General features: G+C 30.3%; 19 protein-coding genes. 17 read left to right on the plus strand and 2 right to left on the minus strand.

The genetic code is table 11. From position 1 onward, the window contains the following. Positions 1–9: 9 nt before the first annotated feature. Together BQ4446_RS05425 and BQ4446_RS05430 are read right to left on the minus strand one after the other, a co-directional pair. On the minus strand, positions 10–459 hold the full coding sequence (locus tag BQ4446_RS05425) for a threonine/serine exporter family protein (protein WP_071027339.1): 450 nt from the start codon (positions 457–459) through the stop codon (positions 10–12). Beyond that, complete coding sequence (locus tag BQ4446_RS05430; protein WP_071027341.1) at positions 456–1,235, minus strand: threonine/serine exporter family protein; 780 nt, start codon at positions 1,233–1,235, stop codon at positions 456–458. Before BQ4446_RS05430 ends, BQ4446_RS05425 begins: the two co-directional genes overlap by 4 nt. 109 nt (positions 1,236–1,344) lie before the next feature. On the opposite strand from BQ4446_RS05430, the gene der reads away from it, so the two are divergent. From der to ispG, 17 genes are all read left to right on the plus strand, one after another. Then, on the plus strand, positions 1,345–2,664 hold the full coding sequence (der, locus tag BQ4446_RS05435) for a ribosome biogenesis GTPase Der (protein ID WP_071027342.1): 1,320 nt from the start codon (positions 1,345–1,347) through the stop codon (positions 2,662–2,664). Further along, a complete protein-coding gene (gene plsY, locus BQ4446_RS05440; RefSeq protein WP_071027344.1) occupies positions 2,661–3,251 on the plus strand; it encodes a glycerol-3-phosphate 1-O-acyltransferase PlsY in 591 nt (196 codons plus the stop codon). The genes der and plsY overlap by 4 nt, the downstream gene beginning before the upstream one ends. Further along, positions 3,248–4,255: an NAD(P)H-dependent glycerol-3-phosphate dehydrogenase gene (locus tag BQ4446_RS05445; RefSeq protein ID WP_071027346.1), complete on the plus strand. Its 1,008-nt coding sequence runs from the start codon at positions 3,248–3,250 to the stop codon at positions 4,253–4,255. The genes plsY and BQ4446_RS05445 overlap by 4 nt, the downstream gene beginning before the upstream one ends. 56 nt (positions 4,256–4,311) lie before the next feature. After that, positions 4,312–5,565, plus strand: coding sequence for a biotin/lipoyl attachment domain-containing protein (locus tag BQ4446_RS05450; RefSeq protein ID WP_245149675.1), 1,254 nt, complete (start codon positions 4,312–4,314; stop codon positions 5,563–5,565). An 8-nt stretch (positions 5,566–5,573) separates the two neighbouring features. Next, a complete protein-coding gene (locus tag BQ4446_RS05455) occupies positions 5,574–6,260 on the plus strand; it encodes a YggS family pyridoxal phosphate-dependent enzyme (protein ID WP_071027350.1) in 687 nt (228 codons plus the stop codon). Between the two features lie 13 nt (positions 6,261–6,273). After that, positions 6,274–6,729: a cell division protein SepF gene (locus BQ4446_RS05460; protein WP_071027352.1), complete on the plus strand. Its 456-nt coding sequence runs from the start codon at positions 6,274–6,276 to the stop codon at positions 6,727–6,729. Then, positions 6,723–7,499, plus strand: a complete 777-nt coding sequence (locus tag BQ4446_RS05465; protein WP_071027354.1) for a YlmH family RNA-binding protein — start codon at positions 6,723–6,725, stop codon at positions 7,497–7,499. The genes BQ4446_RS05460 and BQ4446_RS05465 overlap by 7 nt, the downstream gene beginning before the upstream one ends. 11 nt (positions 7,500–7,510) lie before the next feature. Then, on the plus strand, positions 7,511–7,969 hold the full coding sequence (gene lspA / locus BQ4446_RS05470) for a signal peptidase II (RefSeq protein WP_071027357.1): 459 nt from the start codon (positions 7,511–7,513) through the stop codon (positions 7,967–7,969). Next, on the plus strand, positions 7,966–8,850 hold the full coding sequence (locus BQ4446_RS05475) for an RluA family pseudouridine synthase (protein ID WP_071027359.1): 885 nt from the start codon (positions 7,966–7,968) through the stop codon (positions 8,848–8,850). Before lspA ends, BQ4446_RS05475 begins: the two co-directional genes overlap by 4 nt. A 759-nt stretch (positions 8,851–9,609) precedes the next feature. Next, a complete protein-coding gene (rpsB, locus tag BQ4446_RS05480) occupies positions 9,610–10,434 on the plus strand; it encodes a 30S ribosomal protein S2 (protein WP_071027361.1) in 825 nt (274 codons plus the stop codon). A gap of 68 nt (positions 10,435–10,502) precedes the next feature. Beyond that, entirely contained in the window at positions 10,503–11,153 is a 651-nt protein-coding gene (tsf, locus tag BQ4446_RS05485) for a translation elongation factor Ts (protein WP_071027363.1), read from the plus strand. A 9-nt stretch (positions 11,154–11,162) separates the two neighbouring features. Further along, positions 11,163–11,867, plus strand: a complete 705-nt coding sequence (gene pyrH, locus BQ4446_RS05490) for a UMP kinase (RefSeq protein ID WP_071027365.1) — start codon at positions 11,163–11,165, stop codon at positions 11,865–11,867. Positions 11,868–11,876: 9 nt separating this feature from the next. Beyond that, positions 11,877–12,434, plus strand: a complete 558-nt coding sequence (gene frr, locus BQ4446_RS05495; RefSeq protein ID WP_071027367.1) for a ribosome recycling factor — start codon at positions 11,877–11,879, stop codon at positions 12,432–12,434. A gap of 65 nt (positions 12,435–12,499) precedes the next feature. Beyond that, positions 12,500–13,225 (plus strand): isoprenyl transferase, encoded by a 726-nt coding sequence (locus tag BQ4446_RS05500; RefSeq protein WP_071027369.1) that lies wholly within the window; start codon positions 12,500–12,502, stop codon positions 13,223–13,225. A gap of 75 nt (positions 13,226–13,300) precedes the next feature. After that, complete coding sequence (locus BQ4446_RS05505; RefSeq protein WP_245149705.1) at positions 13,301–14,011, plus strand: phosphatidate cytidylyltransferase; 711 nt, start codon at positions 13,301–13,303, stop codon at positions 14,009–14,011. Positions 14,012–14,023: 12 nt separating this feature from the next. Continuing rightward, complete coding sequence (gene rseP, locus BQ4446_RS05510; protein WP_071027373.1) at positions 14,024–15,046, plus strand: RIP metalloprotease RseP; 1,023 nt, start codon at positions 14,024–14,026, stop codon at positions 15,044–15,046. Then, positions 15,043–16,125 (plus strand): flavodoxin-dependent (E)-4-hydroxy-3-methylbut-2-enyl-diphosphate synthase, encoded by a 1,083-nt coding sequence (gene ispG / locus BQ4446_RS05515; RefSeq protein ID WP_071027375.1) that lies wholly within the window; start codon positions 15,043–15,045, stop codon positions 16,123–16,125. Before rseP ends, ispG begins: the two co-directional genes overlap by 4 nt. Positions 16,126–16,147 lie beyond the last annotated feature (22 nt).

Raw genomic sequence — 16,147 nt, forward strand, 5'->3', positions numbered from 1 at the left:
ATACTTTTTTTATTTTATAGGATTTTTTGGTTCAAAAACTGATTTTGTAATTTTTGCAAGGGCCTGTGAAAAAACAATACCCATTGAAAGTCCTGCTGCTGTAAATAAGGTTGATGTTAAATTTCTAACCATTAATTCATAATTATTTTCTATAAAATAATACATAATATAATACATGCCGGCTCCAGGCACAATTGGAATTAAGCAGGGAAGGGAAAAAACTGTTACAGGCTTTTTATAATAGTAGGCACAAAATTCTGATGTTATGCCAATTAAAAAGGAAACACTAAAGCCGCTTCCCATGTAATTATTATATTTCAAAAGGGAATATTCATAAATTAGCCACATAAAACCGCTGATTATACAGGTTGTAAAAATTGATTTTTTTGGAACTTTATAATATAGGGTAAAGCCCAAAGTGGCAAAGGCTGCAAATAAAAACTGCTGAATAAATCTCATAACATCATCCTCATAAATTTTAGTCCAAAACCAGCGCCAATGGCAATGGCAAGAGCAATAAAAACAGCCTTAATTAAGGTTATGGCACCAGTAATAAATTCGCCGCTCATAATATCCCTTAGGGCATTTGTAATTGCAACTCCAGGCACAATAAGCATTATTACACCAATTATTATCTTATCAAAATCATTTCCCAAACCAAGTTTTACTGCACTTATAGCAAGAACTGCACTAACTAAAGATGCAATTGCATTATTAATAAAAAAAGACATATTAAACCTATAAAGATAATCTACAAAATAGGAAATAATCATTCCAATTATAAAGGAAGGGAAAAAATCTTTAAGACCTCCCCCAAATAAGACTGTGAAAAAAGATGCAGCAATTCCACCTGCAATAATTTTTTGATACTGCCTATCTCCCTTATTTTCAATTGACTTAAGTTCTTCATAAGCTTTGTCAAGATCATAGATATTTTTTGAAAAATTTCTGGAAAAATTATTAATTAAATCGATTTTACCAAGATTTATATCTGAAACCTTAATTTTTTTGAAATTATTTATAAATTCGTCCTTATATTTTAATTTCAAAAAAATTGCAGTTGGCAGGGCGTAACAATCAACTGAATCAATTTCTTGGCAGGACAAACAAATTCTTTCAACTGTATCTTCGGCTCTATACGATTCAGCGCCATTTGAAATTAAAAGGGACCCTGCATAAAGGGCAAGATTCATTAATTTTTTTGCATCATCAATATCTGAAATTTTTAATTCCATCTATTACCTCCATATTTATTATACTATTCATATTATAAAGACACAAAGGCAAATTTATTTTTTGAAAGTAGCTCTAGACTTTGATATAATTAAAAAAAGAGGTGAGCAAATGGAAATACCTGTAGTTTCTATAATTGGAAGACCAAATGTTGGTAAATCAACACTTTTTAATAAAATAGTAGGCAAAAAAATCTCCATCACTGAAGATACTCCTGGTGTTACAAGGGATAGAATTTATCAAAGGGCCTCATGGCTAAATTATAATTTTTTACTTGTGGATACTGGCGGACTTGATCTTAGAGATGAAGATATTTTTATGTCAAATATCAAGGCTCAAGTCGATTTGGCTTTAGACACAAGTAATGTAATTATTTTTCTTGTTGACGGACTTGATGGAGTAAGTTCTACAGACAGAGAAATAGCAAATTATTTAAGAAAGGCTAAGAAAAAAGTTGTGCTTGCCGTTAATAAATTTGATTCAAAAAAATCAAGGGAAAATTTATACGATTTTTATGAGCTAGGTCTTGGAGATCCTTTCACAATCAGTGCAGAGCAGGGAATGGGAGTTGGCGATTTATTAGATGAAGTTATAAAAGATTTGCCTCTTTATGAAGAAGATGAAGATGATGACCAAATAAAAGTGGCCTTGATAGGAAAACCAAATGTTGGAAAATCATCACTTTTTAATTTTTTAACAGGCGAAGAAAGATCAATTGTTACTGATATTCCAGGAACAACACGAGATGCTATAGATTCAAAAATAATCTATAAGGATACAGACTATTTATTTATAGATACAGCTGGCCTACGTAAAAGAAAAAAGATAAAGGAAAATATTGAAAGGTATTCTGTGATTAGAACCTTAACGGCCATTGAAAGGGCAAATGTCTGCGTACTTTTAATTGATGCAACAGAAGGGGTAAGTGAACAGGATTCAAAAATTGCTGGCTATGCCCATGACAATAATAAGGCCATAATTATCTGTGTAAATAAATGGGATGCAATAGAAAAAGACACCTACACAATGAATAATTTTGAAGCTGAGGTTAGGAAGGAGCTGCCCTTTTTATCCTATGCTCCAATTATTTTCATCTCAGTTTTAAAAAATATTAGAATAGAAAATCTTTTAGAATTGATTGACCTAGTAAATAATAATTATAACCATAGAATCCAAACAGGAGTATTAAATGATATTTTAAATAGAGCAAGTCTTATGAATCAGCCCCCATCTGACAAGGGAAAGAGAGGAAAACTATATTTAGGTTATCAAGTTGCCGTAAGGCCACCAAGGTTTTTATTATTTGTAAATGATAAGGAGCTTTTTCATTTTTCCTATGTTAGATATTTGGAAAATCAAATTAGAGGGTCCTTTGCCTTTACTGGCAGCCCAATTATCTTAGATTTAAAAAATCGTGGAGTAGAAAAATGAAATATCTTTTGATAGCTGTAATTTCTTATTTAATAGGAAATATTTCAGGTTCTTTTATAATAGGAAATTTATTTCTAAATAAGGATATTAGAAAATTCGGTTCAGGAAATGCTGGAACCACAAATGCCTTTAGGGTCTTAGGTCAAAAGGCAGGCCTTGTAACTTTTGTTATTGATTTTTTTAAGGGAATTATTTTAGTTTTAATAATTAGAAAATTTTTTGGATATGAGTATGTACCTTTTGGTATTTTATTTGGAGTTTTGGGCCATGATTATCCCTTTTACATGTCCTTTAAGGGAGGCAAGGGAATGGCGATGACTCTTGGAAGCCTAGCTATTTTTTCCTTTAAATTTACAATAATCCCCTATATAATTTGGCTTATAATAGCCCTGACCTTTAGGTATATTTCTCTAGCCTCAATTATGTTTTTTATATCTTCAATAATTTCCTATGGGGCATTTGGAGATTTTTCGTTGGAAAACAAAATTCTTATTGCTATAGTCTGCCTTTTGGGTATAATTAGACATAAGTCAAATATAAAAAGGCTTTTAAATGGAAATGAAAATAGGATTGGAGGCAAAAAATGAAAATTGCAGTAGCTGGAGGCGGTTCTTGGGGAACTGCCATGGCAAGACTTTTGTCAAATATAAATCATGAAATAAATTTTTATATTAGAAATGAAATGACAAGGCTTGATATTAAAAATAATAGGGAAAACAGCAAATATTTGCCAGGATCAAAATTTTCAAAAGAAATTAATCTTTATGAAAATGTAGAAGATGCTATAAAAGACATTGAAATTTTAGTTTTAGCTGTTCCGACTTCAGCCGTTAGGCCATTACTTAATTCTATTAAGGGCAAACTATCAAAGAATGTAATTATTGTAAATCTTTCAAAGGGGATTGAAGTTGAAAGCTTAGATAGGATTTCAGAAGTTAGTGAAGAAATTCTTCCCGACAATCCTTTCGTTGCCCTTTCTGGTCCATCTCATGCAGAGGAAGTGGGAAATGATATACCAACAACAGTTGTAGTTTCATCTAAGGACATTAAATATGCAAATATTATCCAAAATGAATTTTCCACAGATAAATTTAGGATTTACACCAATGCCGATTTAATTGGAGTTGAAATAGGTGGTGCCCTTAAAAATATAATTGCCCTTGCTGCTGGAATTAGCGATGGCTTAAAATTTGGAGATAATACAAAAGCTGCTCTTATGACAAGGGGTATGTATGAAATGAGTAAGATGGGCCTTGCTCTTGGTGCAAATCCACACACTTTTAACGGACTTTCAGGCATGGGAGATTTGATTGTAACTTGCACAAGTATGCATTCTAGAAATAGGAGAGCAGGTATTTTAATTGGCGAAGGCAAAAGTGTAGAAGAGGCTTCAAAGGAAGTTGGGCAAATTGTTGAAGGAATTAAAACTACAAAATCTGCCCATATGCTTGCCCAAAAATTAAATATAGAAATGCCTATTACTGAAAAACTTTATGAAGTTTTATATGAGGGGAAGGATCCACAAGAGGCAGTAAAAATTTTAATGACTAGAGAAAAAAAGGAAGAAATTGAACAAAATTTTTTCCAATAATATAAAAAACAGCCTATTTATGTTATAATTATTTAATAATTGAGAATTAATTCTAGGTGGTAAATTTGAAAAGTAAAAAGCTAAATAGTAAAAAATATGTTTTTAGGAGAATCCTTGCATTAATTATTATAGCTTGTATAGTAACTTTTTTTGTTAAATTTATCAAGGGGAAAAATTTTAATTCTTATAAGACTATATTTCCTACTCTAACAACCTATGAAAATGATATAGATACAACCTTTTATAATATTTTAAATGAAAAGGTCTATAGGGCTTCAAGTAGTGGAATTGCTGTTTTTAATGCCAGCGAAGGTCAAAAAGTACAAGTTGGTTACGAAATTTGCTCCATAAATTTAATGGAGGATATTTCAAATCTGAGGGATGAACTTTTAAAAGTTGAAGCAGCTATAAGCTATCTTAATTCCCAAGGAAAGGAAACAGAAAAACTTTCTTTTAATAAGGATATTCAAAGGTATATTATAAATAGAAATTTTGAAGGGGCAAATGAGGCAATAAATTCCATGGATCTTGATTCTAAGGGATCTTTTTCCATAAATGATTTAAAGGAATATTTGTCGATGCCAATTGATGACCTTCAAAATAAAAAACTCTCCTTAGAATCTGAAATAGGAAAATATAACATCACTTATAATGCTCAGTTTACAGGAATTGTTTCCTATGAAATTGACGGCTTGGAAGATTACTTTTCAGATCCTAATTTGGCAAATTATACCTATAAATATGTGGAGGAAGCAAAAAGGCCGAAGAAAAATAATATTAATTTAAATGTAAAAGCAGACGAAGCAATTTTTAAGTTAATAGATAATTTTTCCTATAAATTAGTGGCTTTAGTTCCCAAGGAAGCACAAATAAAAAATTACCAAACAGGCGATAGAATTTCTATTGAAATAAATAATTTAGATATTTTGACTGGAGAGATCTTAAAAATAAATAGATTTGAAGGCAAAGCAGCAATAGTTATTGGTCTTAACGACTCCATTCAAGATATTTATAATAAGAGAATTCATGAAGGCAAGATAATAGTTGAAAAGACAAGAGGATACATAGTTCCAAAATCCTGCTTAATTGAAAGAAATAGTTTATTGGGACTTTACATTCAAGAAATAAAGGGGCTTGTTAAATTTGTACCTGTAGATATAATAAAAGAGGAAGATGAAAAAGTCTTTATTTCTAGGGGCACTAGACAGTCCTTAATTGAAATAAACAATAAGTCCTACAAAACTCTTACCATAAATGATGCAATAGTATTAAATCCTAGGACAGTTGATGAATCGCGTATTTTGAATTAGGAGGCCATATGGAACTTAAGGATAATTTAAATAAGGTCTTAGAGGAAATTGAACAGGCCAGACGCCATTCAGTGACAGGACAAGAAGTAAGGTTAATTGCTGTTACAAAAACCCATGAAGCTGAGATAATAAAAGAGATAACCAATCTCGGCATTAAAGACGTTGGCGAAAATAAGGTCCAAGAATTAAAAGATAAGATAGGGAAACTTGGAAATATTGTAAATTATCATATGATTGGAAATTTACAGACAAATAAAGTAAAATATATCTATAATAAAGTTGAAATGATTCAGTCGCTTGACAGGATTAAACTTGCTGAAGAAATTGAAAAGAGAGCCGAAGCTGATAATATTTGTGTAAACTGTCTTGTGCAAATAAATATTGGTGATGAAGACACTAAATCAGGAATTGAGTATTGTAAAACTCTTTCCTTTATTTATGATTTATTAGATTTTAAGCATATTTCTATAAGGGGACTTATGGCAATAGCACCAAATACAAGTGATGAAAAATATTTAAGAAGTCTTTTTAGGAAGATGTTTAAAATGAAGGAAAAAATTTCCAATGAAAATTTTGAAGGGCTTTCCATGGACTACCTATCAATGGGTATGAGTTCTGATTTTAAACTAGCCATAGAAGAAGGATCAAACATGGTTAGGATAGGAAGCAAAATTTTTGGGAAAAGAATCTATTAATTAGGAGGATATTATGGCAGAAAAAACATTTGATAAATTAAAGAGAATTTTTGGTTTTGCAGATGACGAAGCCTATGAGTATGATGACTATGAAGATGAATATGTTGAAGAAAGTATTCCTGAAAGGGAAGTAGAAACAAGTTCTTCTACGTTTACAAACAAAAAATCTACTAAGGCTAAGGCAGATATACTTTCAGGACTTGTTATTACTGTACAAGAACCCTTATCTTATGATGAATCACCATTAATCGTTGACGATTTAAGACAACACAAGGCTGTGGTTTTAAATTTTGAACAATTAGACACAGAAGTAAAAAGACAAATTTTTGATTTTGTTAGCGGTGCTCTTTATGCCCTTGACGGAAAAATTCAAAAGGTAAATAAGGATATTTTCATTTTAGCACCAAGCAATGTGGCTATTGATGGTTTAAAGGAAACTCTAAAAAATAATGGTATGTTTCCTTGGTAAAATTAAATAGAGAGAATCTTTTAAGACACATAAATGATCCTAATGATTTAATAGAGTTAAGAAAAATTATTGATAAGGCTGAAATTGTCATTAATGACTATGTAAATCTTACAAGTGATTTTTTAAATCCCCACGAAATAAAAAAGGCAACAGAAATTTTAAACTCTTTAAATTTGTCATACTCAGTTTACGGTGGCTATGACCAAAGTGAGCTGAGTGTGATTTCTATGGGCCCTGAATATTTAGAGGAGCCCACAAATTTTGATATTAGAGCTTTTAAATTTAATAGCATGTCGGGGATAAAACATAAAAATGTTTTAGGAAGCATTTTAGGGCTTGGAATAGATAGACGAAAAATAGGTGATATTCTAATTGGAAAAGACTTCACTTATTTTTTTGCCAAAAATGAGATAAGCGATTTTATTTTTTATAATCTTGAAAAAATTTCAAATTATAATGTTAGCCTAATTGAAACTGAAGATGGTGAGGATTTTCCAAAAAAAGAATATAACGAAAGAGAAATTATTATTTCATCAAGAAGACTCGATGCCTTCTTATCTCAGGCTTTAAAAATACCAAGATCAAAAGCAGCAAGCCTTATAATTCAAAATCAAGTTAAGGTAAATTTCACCTATATAGATAAGAGATCATATATGTTAAATGAAAATGACTTAGTTTCAGTAAGAAGATATGGACGGATAATTTTTTCTAATATAGAAAAAACTACAAAAAAAGATAAACTACTTGTGAAAATAAAAATACCGAAATAGGAGAGACAAAAATGTTTGTAGTATTACTATCAGCTATTTTAATTATAATTGACCAGTTCTCTAAATACTTAGTTGTAAAATTTTTAAAAGGAGCTAGTGATTTAGAAATCATAAAAAACTTTATGTGGTTTTCATATACTGAAAACACAGGTGCAGCCTTTGGAATCTTAAAAGATGCAAGAATATTATTTATAATAATCACCATTGTGACTCTAAGTCTTATATTTTTCTATTTATTTAAATATTATTCAAAGATGAACCTTACTGTAAAAATTTGTGCAAGTCTTGTTATAGCAGGAATTATTGGAAATTTTATAGATAGACTTCGTTTAAAATATGTTGTTGACTTTATTTCCACAAATTTCTTTGGCTATTCCTTTGCCGTTTTTAATTTAGCAGATGCTTTTATAGTATGTGGCTGCTTTATATTATTTATTTACAGTATTTATTATGAAAGACATGCAAGATGAAAGAAGAATTTTTAATAGCAAGGAAAGATGAAAATAAAAGACTTGATAAATTTTTAGAAGATAATATTGATTTAAGCAGATCTCAAATAAAAAAACTAATAGATTCTGAGGTAATTATCTTAAACGAAAAAAAAGTTAAGGCTGGCTATTCTTTAAAAGCTGGAGATAAAATAAAAATTTCTTATCCTGAAGAGCCAAAACCTTTTAAAGAAGAAATAGATTTTAAAGTGATTTATGAAGATGAATACCTTGCAATAATTTCAAAACCTCAGGATTTAGTTGTCCATATGGGAGCAGGAAATTTTGATCACACTCTTGTCAATGGTCTTTTAAATAGATTTGAAAACCTTTCAGATGTAGACCCTATAAGGCCAGGAATTGTCCATAGGATTGATAAGGATACGTCAGGTCTTATGATTATTGCAAAAACAAATGAGTCTTACTATAAATTGGTGGAGGCTTTTAAAAATTCGGAAATCAAAAAATATTATCTTGCTATTTGTCATGGAAAGAATATTGACAAGGGAGAAATTGACCAGCCAATAGGTAGAAATCCAAAGGATAGAAAAAAAATGGCAGTTATCTATGAGAATTCAAAAAAAGCTGTCACAAGATATAAAAAAATATTAGATTTCGGTGACTATGCCCTTTTAAAAATAAGACTTTTAACGGGGAGGACTCATCAAATAAGAGTTCATTTGGCCTATATAGGTCACCCTGTTGTAGGAGATCTTATTTACGGCCGAAAGAATTCCTTAAAAATTACAAGACAAATGCTCCATGCCTATAAATTAATTTTTAATCATCCAATTACAGGAGAAAAAATAGAAATAACAGATGACTTTCCTGAAAGATTTAAAAATTTAATTAATAAATTTTAAAACTATTATTAACTAAGTTTTATGTTGTAGACAAGCCTAGTTTTTTTATATGTTTGTATTTTTTTGCTTTTTTGATTATTTTTTGTAATCCCCTAGTAATTTATGGTAAGAGTTTCCAATTTCTTAAGTTACCTTAGTAAATACTTAAAAAATTCATTGACAGCAATGTGTAAAAGAATCTATAATAAAGCTATAGACAACTTTTTTTGAGTAATTAATTATTTTTGTTAAGCATTTTTTACACATTAGATTATGAAGAGGTGATTAGATGTTTCTAAAAATATTTAAAAGTTTATTTTACTTGTGTGTAGGGATTTTATTAGTTTATATTCTTAAAGACCTTGTAAAGGCTTTATTAATTGGGTTAGTCATAATTGTTCTAGTGGAAGTAGTAGAACAAAAATTAATAGGTAAGTAATATAGTGGTAATAGTAATTAATGAGATTAAAAAATAAAAATACGTTATTTAAGAATTAATAAAATGTTAATTATATATTATAAAGCATAACATCTAATAAGAGTTTTATAAAGCTCTTTTTTAGGTGTTTTTTTGCAGTTTTTAAAATTAAATTATTTTAAAGTGATTACTATAAGTTATTTAATATAGTTAATGCTTATTTATATTAAATTTTAATTGCTAAAACGCTGGTCTTATGTTATACTTTTATGCGGAATAAAACACACATTTTTTGATAACAAAAGCGTTGCAATTTGTTCTTTTGTTAGAAGATAAAAATGGAGGAATAAACGGAGGTAGAAATGTCAGTTATATCAATGAAAAATTTATTGGAAGCCGGAGTTCACTTTGGTCACCAAACAAGAAGATGGAATCCAAAAATGGCAAAATTCATCTTCACTGAAAGAAATGGAATCTATATTATAGATTTACAAAAGACAGTTAAGAAAATTGAAGAAGCCTATGATTTTGTAAGACAAATTGCAGAAGAAGATGGAAAGATTTTATTTGTAGGTACAAAAAAACAAGCTCAAGATGCCATTGAAAAAGAAGCAAAAAAATGCGAAATGCCTTATATTAACCAAAGATGGTTAGGCGGTCTTTTAACTAACTATAAAACAATTAGAAAAAGAATCGACAGACTTTTCAAATTAATGGAAATGGAAGAAGACGGAACTTTTGACGTTCTTCCCAAAAAAGAAGTTATTAAGCTTATTCACGAAAGAGAAAGACTTGAAAAGTTCTTAGGCGGAATTAAAGATATGGATAAGATGCCTGATGCTCTTTATATTGTAGATCCCAAAAAGGAAAGAATTGCAGTTAAAGAAGCTCATGTTTTAGGAATACCTGTAATAGGCATTGTTGATACAAATTGTGACCCTGATGAACTTGATTTCCCAATTCCAGGAAATGATGATGCAATTAGAGCTGTAAAGTTAATTACAGAAACAATTTCAAATGCTGTTCTTGAAGGAAAACAAGGCACTCAAAATGTAATGGAAGAAGATTCTGCAAGTGATTCTAAAGAAGAAGCAGCAGAAAATGTTGAAATTTCTGAAGAAGTAGAAATTAATATGCAAGATGCTTTAGATAATGAGCAAAATACTGAAGGAAACGAAGAAGAATAATTTTATTTGGGAGTTCTAAAGCTGGTCTTTAAACTCCCTTTTTTTAGATTTTAAAGGAGTGGATAAAAATGAATATTAGTGCATCACAAATTAAGGAACTTAGAGAAAAAACAGGTGCTGGAATGATGGATTGTAAAAAAGCTTTAGCTGAAAGCGATGGTAATCTTGAAAAGGCAATTGACTTTTTAAGAGAAAAAGGCCTAGCTTCAGTTGCTAAAAAATCTTCAAGAATAACTTCTGAAGGTCTTGTAGATTCTTATATTCATGGCGGAAGAATTGGTGTTTTGATTGAAGTTAATTCTGAAACCGACTTCGTTGCTAAAAATGAAGAATTTAAATCCTTTGTAAGAGATATAGCTATGCAAGTTGCTGCTATGTCTCCAAAATATGTTACTAGGGAAGAAGTTCCTGAAAGCGAAGTTGAACACGAAAAAGAAATTTTAACTGAACAAGCACGTCAAGAAGGAAAGCCTGACAAGATTATTGAAAAAATGGTTGAAGGTAGACTTGAAAAATTCTATGAAGAAATTGTTTTAGTTGATCAAAAATTCATTAAAGACGGGGATAAAAAAGTTTCTGATATTTTAAACGATTTAATTTCAAAAATTGGAGAAAATATTAAGATTAGAAGATTCGTAAGATTTGAAGTTGGCGAAGGTCTTGAAAAGAAATGTGAAGATTTTGCCGAAGAAGTTGCAAAACAAATGGGTACAAACTAGGTGATTATATTGCCTAAATATAAAAGAATTGTTTTAAAATTATCTGGAGAGGCAATGGCTGGTGATAAAAGTCAAGGTATTGACATGAAAGTCATAGACAAAATTGCAGCTCAGGTTAAAAAAATTCATGACTTGGGAGTTGAAACAGGAATAGTTGTTGGTGGTGGAAATTTCTGGAGAGGCAGAGATGCAAAGACTATTGACAGGGCTACCTCTGATTATATGGGAATGTTAGGAACTGTTATGAATGCACTCGCCCTTCAAGACTCACTTGAAAAAATGGATGTTGTTACAAGAGTCCAAACAGCTATTGAAATGAAAGAAGTTGCTGAACCCTATATTAGAAGGCGCGCTATAAGACATCTTGAAAAGGGAAGAGTTGTCATATTTTCAGCAGGAGTTGGAAATCCGTTTTTCTCAACAGACACAGCAGCAGCTTTAAGAGCCGCAGAAATTGATGCAGATTTAATACTCTTAGCAAAAAAAGGTGTTGATGGCATCTATGATTCAGATCCAAATATTAATAAGTCGGCAAAAAAATACGAAAGCCTAAGCTATCAAGAAATATTAAATAAGGGCTTAAAAATTATGGACGCAACTGCCACTTCTCTTTGCATGGACAATAATATACCATTAATTGTTATTGGAATTGATGAAGAAGATACAATGTATAAGGCCTGCCTTGGAGAAGTTACGGGGACAGTTGTAAAATAGGAGGATATTATGATAAAGGATTTAAAAAAATCTTGTGAAGAAAAGATGAAAAAAACTATAAAATCTTTAAAGGAAGATTTTCAATCCATTAGGGCAGGCAGAGCAAATTCAGCCCTCTTAGATAAAATCACAGTAGATTATTACGGACAACAAACTCCTTTAAACCAAGTTGCTGGTATTTCGGTTCCAGAAGCAAGAATGCTTATGATCTCACCTTGGGATGCAAAACTTGTTCCTGAAATTGAAAAGGCAATTATGAAATCAGATTTAGGCATAACACCATCAAATGACGGAAAGGTTATTAGACTTGTCTTCCCTCAATTAACTGAAGAAAGAAGAAAAGATTTAGCAAAAATCGTAAATAAAAATTCAGAATCTGCAAAAATTGCCATTAGAAATATTAGAAGAGATGCCATGGATGAAATTAAAAAGGCTGAAAAGGGCAATGAAATAACTGAGGATGACAAAAAAACTTACGAAGATGACATACAAAAGCTAACTGATCAATATATAGATGAAATTGATAAGGAAACAGGATTAAAAGAAAAAGAATTAATGGAAATTTAAGAGATTCGGGCTGTTAATTTATCAGCCCGTTTTTTTAAAATATTTTATTCTTACAAGAGGTTTTTATGACTTATAGAGATGAAATTGATTTAAATAATCTTCCTAAACATATTGCCATTATTATGGATGGTAATGGCAGATGGGCAAAAAAAAGAATGCTTCCAAGAACTTATGGACACTCAAAGGGTTCTGATAGGGTAATTGAAATTGTTGAAGCTTCTTATAATTTGGGTATAAAATCTTTAAGCTTTTATGCTTTTTCAACAGAAAATTGGAAGAGACCCCAAAATGAAATAAACAAATTAATGGAATTAATTGTATATTATGTAAGAACACAGCTGGAAAAAATTAAAAATAATAATATTAAAATAAATGTTTTGGGGGATATTATTCCTCTTCCAGAGCTTGTTCAAGATGAAATTAATTCAGCTTTAGATGAAACTTCTTGCAATAATAAAATGAATTTAAATATTGCCTTAAATTATGGTGGTCAAGATGAAATTTTAAGGGCTTGCAAAAACATTGGAAAAGATTTGTTAGATGGCTCTATAAATTTAAATGATATTAATAAAAATCTTTTTGAAAACTATTTATATACAAGGGGTCAAGGACCAATTGATCTCTTAATAAGACCAAGCGGCGAGCTTAGGGTTTCAAATTTTATGCTTTGGCAAATGTCCTATGCAGAATTTTATTTTTCTGATATTTTATGGCCTGATTTTTCTAAGGAAGAATTGTATAAGGCAATAGTTAGTTTTCAAAAAAGAGATAGAAGGTTTGGTGGTTTATAAGTGACGGATTTAAGTAAACGTTTAATTACTGGGACATTAGGAATCATTGCAATTGTTATTCTTTTAATGGTCGGCATGAGTGCTATTAGAATTGCAATTTTTCTATGCACACTTGAAATACTTTTAGAGCTTCATAACGCATTTTTAAAAATCAAAATAAAAATAAATTTGCCTATCCTATTTATAGGAGCGTTGATTACTTTTTTATGCTCTTATTTTCACTATAATTTAATATTTGCTTTAGCTCTATTTTTTCTATTAAATGGATTTGGGTCAATAATTTTAAAAAAATATAGGAATTCAGATATGATATATACTATATTTGCTTATTTTTATGGTGTATTTTTATTAAGTCTTTTGGCATCAATTAATGAGATCTATATTTTTGTTTCAGCCCTAATTATATCTTTTTCAACTGATACTTTTGCCTATTTAACAGGAAATTTATTTGGAAGGCATAAATTAATTGAGAGAATAAGTCCCCATAAGTCTGTTGAAGGAGCAATCGGAGGAACAATTCTAGCCACAATTTTTACATTTTTGTATTTTTATTTTATAAAGAGAGCTTATGTTAATATTGACCTTAATTTTTATATTGTAATTCTTATAGTTTTTGCATCAATATCAGGTCAGTTTGGGGATTTATTTGCCTCGAAAATAAAAAGAACTGTAAATATTAAGGACTTTGGAAAAATCCTTCCAGGTCATGGAGGATTTTTAGATAGATTTGATTCCCTTATTTTTGTAAGTCCTTTTGTTTATTTTTTATATTATTTAATTGTTTAAGGAGAGTATAGGATGCCTTTTAATTTACTAACGACTATAATTGGATCAGTAATTGTTTTTTCTCTAGTGATTTTTCTCCATGAGCTTGGTCATTTTACTGTCGCAAAACTATGTGGAGTAAAGGTAAATGAGTTTTCTATTGGAATGGGTCCAAAACTTTTTCAAAGGCAAAGGGGAGAAACTAAATATTCTTTAAGAGCCCTGCCTGTTGGTGGTTATGTTGCCATGGAGGGTGAAGAGGAAAATTCTGAAGATCTGAGAAGTTTTAATAATGTTTCAGTTTTAAAGAGAATAGCCATAGTTTTAGCTGGTGTATTTATGAATTTTGTCCTGGCTATTATTTGTTTTTCCATTTTATTTTTCTATATAGGTTTTGGAACAAATATAATTGATAGAGTTATGGAAAATTCACCTGCTATGGAAGCAGGTCTTAAAAAAAATGATAGAATTTTAAAAGTTAATAATATTGAAACTAAGGATTTATTAAGTATTTCTAGGGAAATTGAAAAATCTGGAGATGAACCTTTAAGCCTTGAAATTTTAAGAGATGGCAAGTCTAGTCAAAAGACTTTAAAGGCTGAGTATTCAAAGGAAGAAAATAGATTTTTGCTTGGCTTTACTGCCATTAGACAAAGAAATTTATTTAATGCAATTGGAGAAGGATTTAACGCCACAAAAGGAGTTGTAAAGGCAATATTTTCTATTTTCGATATAATAAAAGAAGGGAAATTTTCTGGAGAAATGATTTCAGGGCCAATTGGGGTAATTTCTATAATAGGTCAGGAAACTTCCAAGGGCATAATTTATTTAATACAGATTATTGGAATAATTTCAGCAAATCTTGCAGTTATGAATTTACTGCCAATTCCTGGCCTTGATGGAGGAAAATTTGCCCTCCTAATAATTGAGGGCATAAGAGGAAAAGCTATAAGTCAAAAAGTAGAAGCAAATTTAACTATGATAGGATATGCGTTTCTTTTATCCCTTATGATTTATGTAACAATTTTTAATGATTTAGGAAGATTATTCAAATGACAATTAATAGAAGAAAAACAAGACAAATTAGAGTTGGAAATGTTTTAATTGGTGGTGATGCACCAATTAGTATTCAGTCCATGACTAATACTATTACCAAGGATTTTGAAGCAACAGTAAGTCAAATATTAAAACTTGAATATGAAGGCTGTGAAATTATTAGATTTGCAGTTAATGATTTTGATGATGCAAAGGCAATTGGTGAGATTAAAAAGAGGATTCATATCCCAACAATTTCTGATATTCAATTTGACTATAAACTTGCTCTTGCAGCTTGTGAAAATGGAATAGACGGCATGAGAATAAATCCTGGAAATATAGGTGCCAAATGGAAGGTTAAAGAAGTTTGTGAAGCCTGTAAATTTAGGGGGATTTCTATAAGAGTAGGCGTTAATTCGGGATCAGTAAAAAAAGAATTTATAGACAAGTATGGCGGAGTAAATGAAAATTCAATTGTAGAGTCAGCCCTAGAAGAAATTGAAATTTTAGAATCTTTAAATTTTTTTGACATTAAAGTTTCCTTAAAGGCATCAAATGTAAATCTTTCCATTGATTCCTACAAAAAATTTTCAGAAATTTCAGATTATCCACTTCATTTAGGAATAACAGAAGCAGGACCTCCACCAATGGGAATTGTTAAATCTGCTGTGGGCATTGGATCTTTACTTTCTCAAGGCATTGGAGATACGATTAGAGTTTCTCTAACTGCTGACCCCATTGAAGAGGTAAAGGCTGGAAAAAAAATTTTAAAATCTCTTGGCCTAAAAACTGATGGGCTTGATTTAATTTCTTGCCCAACTTGTGCAAGGACAAAAGTTGATTTAATAAAACTTGTAGATATTGCACAAAAAAAACTTGACCAGCTAGATTTAAATATAAAAGTTGCTCTTATGGGATGTGCTGTAAATGGACCTGGAGAGGCTAGAGAAGCAGATATTGGAATTGCCTGTGGCAATAAAAATGGCTTGATTTTTAAAAAAGGTGAGGTCATAAAAAAAGTTCCTGAAGAAATACTTTTAGACGAATTACTTTTAGAAATTGAAAATATGAAAAAATATAATAAATTAAATAAAAATTAATGGAGCTATTTTGATATAATTA

The organism is Peptoniphilus raoultii, from assembly GCF_900099555.1.
GTDB classification, from domain to species: domain Bacteria; phylum Bacillota; class Clostridia; order Tissierellales; family Peptoniphilaceae; genus Peptoniphilus_A; species Peptoniphilus_A raoultii.